Raw genomic sequence first — 6,338 nt, 5'->3', positions numbered from 1 at the left:
TCTTCGAACTTCTCCTTGAAGGCATCGAGGGCTTCGGGGCTCTCGGCCTCGGTCCAGATCAGGCATTCGACGGCGGCCTTGACGTGGGCCTTGCGCTTTTCGAGCCGTCGCTGGTCGAGCTGGATGACCTCGGCGGTCTGTTCACGCCCGGCGCGCTCGGCCTCGCGGGCGAGCCTCATGCGCAGGGCCGCGGTCTGGCGGACGCCGCGGGAGAGCCGGTGGAAGGTGAGCGCCAGCCTTGAGCGTTCCGCAGGCTCCGCGGCCATCGCATCGGCCTGCAGCTGCAGGCTGAGCTCAAGGCCCGCCTGGAAGAGCCGCTTCAGCCCCTCGTCCAGTTCGCTCGCGATGTCGGTGGAGGGCTTCATGTGAGAACAAAAGTAGAACATACAAATGACCGGGAGTCAAATCCCGAGGGTCGTTTTCTGCGGTTTGGATCGATGGCGCGCTGCGTGCGCGGCGAAACCGGGATGACAGCCGTGGGGGATGGGCGCGTGGCTAGCGGCGGGGCGGGCGCGCGTTGGCGGCGTAGGCGGTGTTGATGGCGTCCAGTTCGCGTTGCAGGGCCGCGCGATGCGCCTCGGAGAGCTGGCCGCCGTCCTGCGCGGTCATCCGCAGCATCTTGCTGCGAAGCCTCGACAGCTCCTGGGCATAGCGCTCCCGGGGCGTTTCGATGTGACCCGAGGCGAAGGGATCGTCCGGCTGGGTGTGCTGGACGGTGGAGCCCATCCCCATGGTCATCCCCTGGGCGCCGGCCGCGCCGGACCAGGCGAGGCTGCCGGCGATCGCCAGGATCAGGATGCAAGGCCGCATCGGGTTCCTCCTCTATGAACCGCTCGGCCACCCTAGGGCGGACCGACGACGAAGTCGCCTGCGGCTGGCCGCAGCGGCGCTCAGTCCGTGGGGACGGCGTCGCGGAGCTGCTCGACGACCTGGTGGTGGCGCACGGACATCTTGCCGATGCGTTCGCGCACCTTCTCGAAATCGCGGTAGGCCTTGGCCGTGAAGTAGAGCTTGTTGCCCTGCCGCTCGATCCAGCCGGCCTTGACCAGCTCGGTCACCTTGCGCCGGATGGTCTCCTTCGAGGCCCCCACGCTGTCGGCGATCGACTGGATATTGACCCCCAGCGAGGGGAACACCGGCACCTCGCCGGAGAGCAGCTGCTCGCGGGTGTAGGTGGCGAAGCGCTTGTGGCCGGTGGTGCGGATCGCCACCACCAGCATGATCAGGAACTTGTCCATGTCGCCGCCGCAGGCCTCCCGCGAGAGGCTCAGGACATCGAGCAGCGGCGACAGCAGGCCGAGCGAGATCGTGGAGTAGTTCTCGGCGACCAGGTGCTCGAGCGTGGCGCGGGTCGACTTGGGTTTGACGGCGACCATGCCGGTCAAACTACTCCAGTCTCGCCCCGGGTTCGATCCGGAGTTCGGCGCCAGGGGCCGGATTTGGGTCGTCGGCTAGACCGCGAGCGTCTCGGCGAAGCGCACCGGCTCGCCGCGGTGGGGGGCGATGACCTCGTCGTCGCGCATGACCACGGCGCCGCGGATCAGGGTGGCCATGGGCCAGCCCCTGGCCTCCATGCCGACGAAGGGGGTCCAGGCGACGCGGCTGGCCATCTGTTCGTGTTCGAAGGTGCGGCGGGCCTTGAGGTCGACGATGGTCAGGTCGGCGTCGTAGCCGCGGGCCAGGCGGCGCCGCAGAGGGCCACGCTGGTGGCGCTCTCCAGCCAGGCGCGGGTGTCGGCGATCAGTCGCCAGGGGCGGGCGGAGGGTGGTATCGAAGCTGCATGCCCGATCCTTCAGCTTCGCGTTTGATCATCCGTCGCCCGGACGACTGGCACGTCCATCTGCGCGACCACGAATTGCTTCAGTCGGTGGTTGGGTACACGGCTCGGCAGTTCGGACGCGCGATCGTCATGCCCAACCTTTCGCCGCCAGTAACGACCGTGGCGCAGGCGGCGGCGTATCGCGACCGCATTCGGGCGGCGCTCCATCCCGCCCATGCTTCTTTCGAACCGCTGATGACCTGCTACCTCACGGACGAGAGCGATCCGGCGGAAGTCGAGCGCGGGTTCGAGGACAGGGTTTTCGCGGCCTGTAAGCTGTATCCCGCACACGCGACGACGAACTCGGAACATGGAGTCACCGACGTCAGCAGGATCCGCGGCGTGTTGGAGCGGATGCAGCGCATCGGCATGCCGCTGCTTGTCCACGGAGAGGTCACCGATCCCGCGGTGGACGTGTTCGACCGCGAGGCCGTATTCATCGAGCGAGTCTTCTCGAAAATTCTCGCCGACTTTCCAGAGGTCAAGGCGGTCTTCGAGCATGTGACGACGGCAGAAGCGGTCAGCTTTGTCGAGAGTCGGGGCGCGAACGTCGCCGCGACGATCACACCGCATCACCTACGTATCAACCGCAATGCGATGTTCGAGGGCGGTATCCGCCCCCATTTTTACTGCTTGCCTGTCGCTAAGCGTGAGCGACACCGGCTGGCGCTCCGTCGCGCCGCGACCTCGGGATCGACGAAGTTCTTTCTCGGCACGGATTCCGCGCCGCATTCTATCGGCAAGAAGGAAGCGGCCTGCGGGTGCGCAGGCGTCTTCAATGCGCCCTTCGCGATCGAGAGCTATGCGGCGACGTTCGAAGAGGAGGGCGCGCTTGACCGCCTGGAGGCGTTCGCCTCTGAGCATGGACCGAACTTCTACGGCCTTCCGCTCAATGAGGAGCGGGTCGTTCTCGAGCGGGGCCCATGCCGCGTTCCTGAGCGCTTGGAGGCTGGCCGGGAGGAGATCGTCCCATTCCATGCGGGCGAAGAGTTGAACTGGCGCTTCAAGGGAAGCGCGGCCGCGGCGCAAGCCGTTCCCTGAAGGCGTATGGCCGCGAGGTCGGACACCTCGCCGCCCTTGACGATCAGGTCGTAGGTTTCAGGCATCGTTCTGCGCCATGGGGACGCCTTCCCCGGTATCGGCCAGCAGCTGCTGGGCGGCATGCAGCACCGCATCCACGCCCAGGTCCATCATGTGGCAGTATTCCTGATTGAGGCGCGGGTCGACCGCCTGGATCTGTTCGAAGCTGCGCGCGCCGCGCACCGTGCGGGCGGTCTCGCCCCAGGGGGCGTAGTGCCGCTCGTCGGAGGGGCCGAAGAGACCGAGGGTCGGGATCCCCGCGGCGGCGGCCAGGTGCATGGTCCCGGAATCATTGCCGATGAACAGCCGCGCGCGCTTCAGGCAGGCGTAGGCGGTGAGCAGGTCGACCTTGCCGGCGATGTCGATCAGCTTGCCGCGCTGCACCACCTCCTTGAGGTCGCGGCCGAGGTTGGCCTCCCCGCGGCCGCCGAGCACCATCAGCCGGCCGTTCTCCAGCGCCGCGCCGCGGTTGCGCAGCAGCCGGATCGCGACCTGGCTGAAGCGCTCCAGCGGCCAGGTCTTGCCGACCCAGTTGGCGGCCGGGGCCAGCGCCAGGATCGGACCGGTCCCGGCGGTGAGCTCGTCGGCATAGGCCTCGATGGAGGGCGAGGTGAAGATGTGCGGCGGGGCGGGATCGTCCTCGATCCTGAGCACGCGGGCGGCCTCGAGCACCTTGTGCGTCACCGGCCCTGCGGGGCGGTGGTAGATCGCCCGGCGCTTGGCCGAGAGGAAGCGCGAGACGCCCGAGCCGCGCATGTCGACCACCAGGCCCCAGCGGCGCTTGCGCACCTTGCGCCACAGGTCGAACCAGTGGCGGCCGTCCTTGGCCTTGGCGAAGACGATGACCTCGTCGAGGTTGGGGACCTCCATGAACAGGGGGGCCGCGACGGGGCCGGCGACGATGGTGAAGCTCGCCTGCGGGATCTCGTCGTGCAGGCGCTTGATCAGGCCCGACGACAGCACCGCATCGCCGATCCGGGTCGCGGTGATGAACAGAATTGGGAAGGACCCCGTCGCCATGCGCGCGTCTATAAGCCGCTTCGGCGCTGGCGCTCCACCCCCGGCGCCCCCAAATTGCAGGGATGAACGCCGAAGCCACCTACGCCCACCTGACGGACCGGGCCCTGATCGCGGTTGGCGGGCCCGACTGGCGGGATTTCCTGCAGAACCTGCTGAGCCAGACCGTGGACACGCTGGGGGTCGGCGAGGCGCGGTTCGGGGCGCTGCTGACGCCGCAGGGGCGGCTGCTTTACGACCTGTTCGTGGTGGGACGCGAGGACGGCTGCTGGCTGGATGTGGCGGCGGAGCATCGCGCCGCGGTGATGCACCGGCTGATGACCTACCGGCTGCGGGCCAAGGTGGAGATCGCGGCGGACGAGACGGCGGTGTCGGCCGTGTTCGGCGCCGGCGATCCGGGAACGGGATGGGTGCGCGATCCGCGGCTGGCCGAGCTGGGCTGGCGGGGTTACGGCGCGGCGGTGGACGGGGGTGGGGCGGCCTACGACGCCCATCGGCTGAGGCTCGGCGTGCCGGGGCCGGCGGATTGGGGGTCGGACCAGACCTATCCGATCGAGGCCAATTTCGACCTCTTGAACGGCATCGATTTCCGCAAGGGCTGCTTCGTCGGCCAGGAGACCACCTCGCGGATGAAGCGGCGCGGGCAGGTGAAGAGCCGCATGCTGCCGATCGTCTTCGACGGACCGCCGCCGGCGGCGGGATCGGAGATCCTGGCGGGGACGCTCAGGGCCGGCGAAGTGCTGTCGGGCCTGGACGGACGGGCCATGGCCCTGGTGCGGCTCGACCGGGTGGCGGGCGCGGAGCTTACGGCCGACGGCCGGCCGGTGCGGGTGGAGCGGCCCGCGTGGCTGCTAGCGGCCCTCGGCGAAGAAGCGGCGTAGGGCTGCGATGGTCTCGGCGGGCTTTTCCTCGGGGATGAAGTGGCCGCTGTCGATGGCTTCGCCGCGCAGGTCGTTAGCCCAGGCGGACCAGACCTCGAGCACGTCGTACCAGGCGCCGACCGCGCCTTTCGCGCCCCACAGGACCTGGACGGGGCAGGCGATCTTGCGGCCGGCCTTCATGTCGTCCTCGTCCAGCAACCGGTCGTAGGTCGCGCCGGCGCGATAGTCCTCGCACATGGCGTGGACGACGGCGGGGTTGTGGACGGCCTTGCGGTAGTCCTCGTAGGCCTCGAAGCCGGTGAGGATGTTCCGGAACTGGGAGCGGAAGAAGAAGGCCTCCGGATCGCCGCCGATCAGGGTCTCGGGCCAGGGGTGCGGCTGGGCCAGGAACGACCAGTGCCAGTAGCCCAGCGCAAAGCGCCGGTCGGCGCGGGCCCAGACCTCGCCGGTCGGGATGATGTCGAGGATCGAGACGCGGCGGACGGCGTCGGGATGATCCAGCGCCAGGCGATAGGCGACGCGGCCGCCGCGGTCGTGGCCGGCGAGGTCGAAGCGGTCGAAGCCGAAGTGGGCCATCAGGGCGACGGCGTCGCGAGCCATGGCGCGCTTGGACGAGGTCTCGTGGTCGTGGTCGTGATCGGGGGACGTCGGCGGCTTGCTGCTCTTGCCGTAGCCGCGCAGGTCGGGGGCGACGACGGTGAAGTCGGCCGCGAGATCGGTGGCGACCTTGGCCCACATCATGTGGGTCTGCGGATAGCCGTGCAGCAGCAACAGGGGCGGGCCTGAGCCGCCGTGGCGGACGCGCAGCATGACCTCGCCCCCAAGAGGTTTCAGGTCGATCTGCGACAGTTGGAAGCCTTCGAAGCTCAACCCTCAGAACCCCGCTTGTGCTGGCGCCTCGGCTGCGCTGAAAGTCAGCCCCGATGGAAGCCCAGCGTTGCACCTGGCGCGGCATGGCCGGCGACCCGCTCTACGAAGCCTACCACGACACCGAGTGGGGCGTGCCGGAGTACGATTCGCGCGCGCTGTGGGAGAAGCTGGTGCTGGACGGATTCCAGGCGGGGCTGGCCTGGATCACCATCCTCAGAAAGCGCGAGGCGTTCCGCGCGGCCTTCGACGGCTTCGATCCGGAGACGGTGGCGGCCTATGGCGCGGCCGACCGGGCGCGGCTGATGGCCGACGCCGGCATCATCCGCTCGAACGCCAAGATCGACGCGGCGATCTCGGGGGCCAAGATCTATCTGGCGATGCGCGACCGCGGCGAGGACTTCTCCGACTTCTGCTGGAGCTTCACCGACGGCAAGCCGGTGCAGAACGCCTGGACCGAAGACACCGGCGTGCCGGCCCAGACGCCGCTGGCGGTGGAGGTCGCGGGGGCGCTGAAGGCCAAGGGCTTCAAGTTCGTGGGGCCGGTGATCGTCTATGCGTGGATGCAGGCGGTGGGCATGGTCAACGACCACCTGACCTGCTGCTTCCGCCACCTACCTATCAAGGAAATGGGGCGGTGAAGGGGATGGCGCGATGAGGCTGGTCCTGGCGCT

At 68.7% G+C, this 6,338-nt stretch carries 8 protein-coding genes and 1 pseudogene; 3 read left to right on the top strand and 6 right to left on the bottom strand.

Annotation, left to right across the window (positions count from 1 at the left end; all coding sequences use genetic code 11):
- The 4 genes and pseudogenes from VGT80_RS12795 to VGT80_RS12780 all read right to left on the bottom strand — a co-directional run.
- Positions 1–365: hypothetical protein (locus VGT80_RS12795; RefSeq protein WP_327456372.1), on the bottom strand; the 365-nt coding region annotated here is incomplete at its 3' end.
- A gap of 130 nt (positions 366–495) precedes the next feature.
- Positions 496–810 (bottom strand): hypothetical protein, encoded by a 315-nt coding sequence (locus VGT80_RS12790; RefSeq protein WP_327456370.1) that lies wholly within the window; start codon positions 808–810, stop codon positions 496–498.
- Between the two features lie 80 nt (positions 811–890).
- Positions 891–1,376, bottom strand: coding sequence for a hypothetical protein (locus tag VGT80_RS12785; RefSeq protein ID WP_327456368.1), 486 nt, complete (start codon positions 1,374–1,376; stop codon positions 891–893).
- A gap of 75 nt (positions 1,377–1,451) precedes the next feature.
- A pseudogene (locus VGT80_RS12780) lies at positions 1,452–1,685 on the bottom strand (dihydroorotase); the annotation flags it as partial.
- 95 nt (positions 1,686–1,780) lie between these two features.
- On the opposite strand from VGT80_RS12780, the gene pyrC reads away from it, so the two are divergent.
- Entirely contained in the window at positions 1,781–2,860 is a 1,080-nt protein-coding gene (pyrC, locus tag VGT80_RS12775; protein WP_327456366.1) for a dihydroorotase, read from the top strand.
- Positions 2,861–2,917: 57 nt separating this feature from the next.
- Here the strand turns inward: pyrC and VGT80_RS12770 are convergent, their stop codons facing one another.
- Positions 2,918–3,919: a glycosyltransferase family 9 protein gene (locus VGT80_RS12770; RefSeq protein ID WP_327456364.1), complete on the bottom strand. Its 1,002-nt coding sequence runs from the start codon at positions 3,917–3,919 to the stop codon at positions 2,918–2,920.
- A gap of 62 nt (positions 3,920–3,981) precedes the next feature.
- Here VGT80_RS12770 and VGT80_RS12765 point away from each other — a divergent pair, with 62 nt between their 5' ends.
- Positions 3,982–4,797: a folate-binding protein YgfZ gene (locus tag VGT80_RS12765; protein WP_327456362.1), complete on the top strand. Its 816-nt coding sequence runs from the start codon at positions 3,982–3,984 to the stop codon at positions 4,795–4,797.
- On the opposite strand, the gene VGT80_RS12760 is transcribed toward VGT80_RS12765, so the two are convergent.
- Complete coding sequence (locus tag VGT80_RS12760) at positions 4,768–5,667, bottom strand: alpha/beta hydrolase (protein ID WP_327456360.1); 900 nt, start codon at positions 5,665–5,667, stop codon at positions 4,768–4,770. The two genes, VGT80_RS12765 and VGT80_RS12760, sit on opposite strands and share 30 nt — an antisense overlap.
- A gap of 53 nt (positions 5,668–5,720) precedes the next feature.
- Between VGT80_RS12760 and VGT80_RS12755 the strand changes: the two genes are divergently transcribed.
- Complete coding sequence (locus VGT80_RS12755) at positions 5,721–6,305, top strand: DNA-3-methyladenine glycosylase I (protein ID WP_327456358.1); 585 nt, start codon at positions 5,721–5,723, stop codon at positions 6,303–6,305.
- Positions 6,306–6,338 lie beyond the last annotated feature (33 nt).

It is taken from the genome of Phenylobacterium sp., assembly GCF_035944335.1.
In the GTDB taxonomy this organism is placed as follows: Bacteria; Pseudomonadota; Alphaproteobacteria; order Caulobacterales; family Caulobacteraceae; genus Phenylobacterium.
Note: the sequence above shows the minus strand (reverse complement) of the source record. Positions and strands in the feature narration are given on the sequence as shown.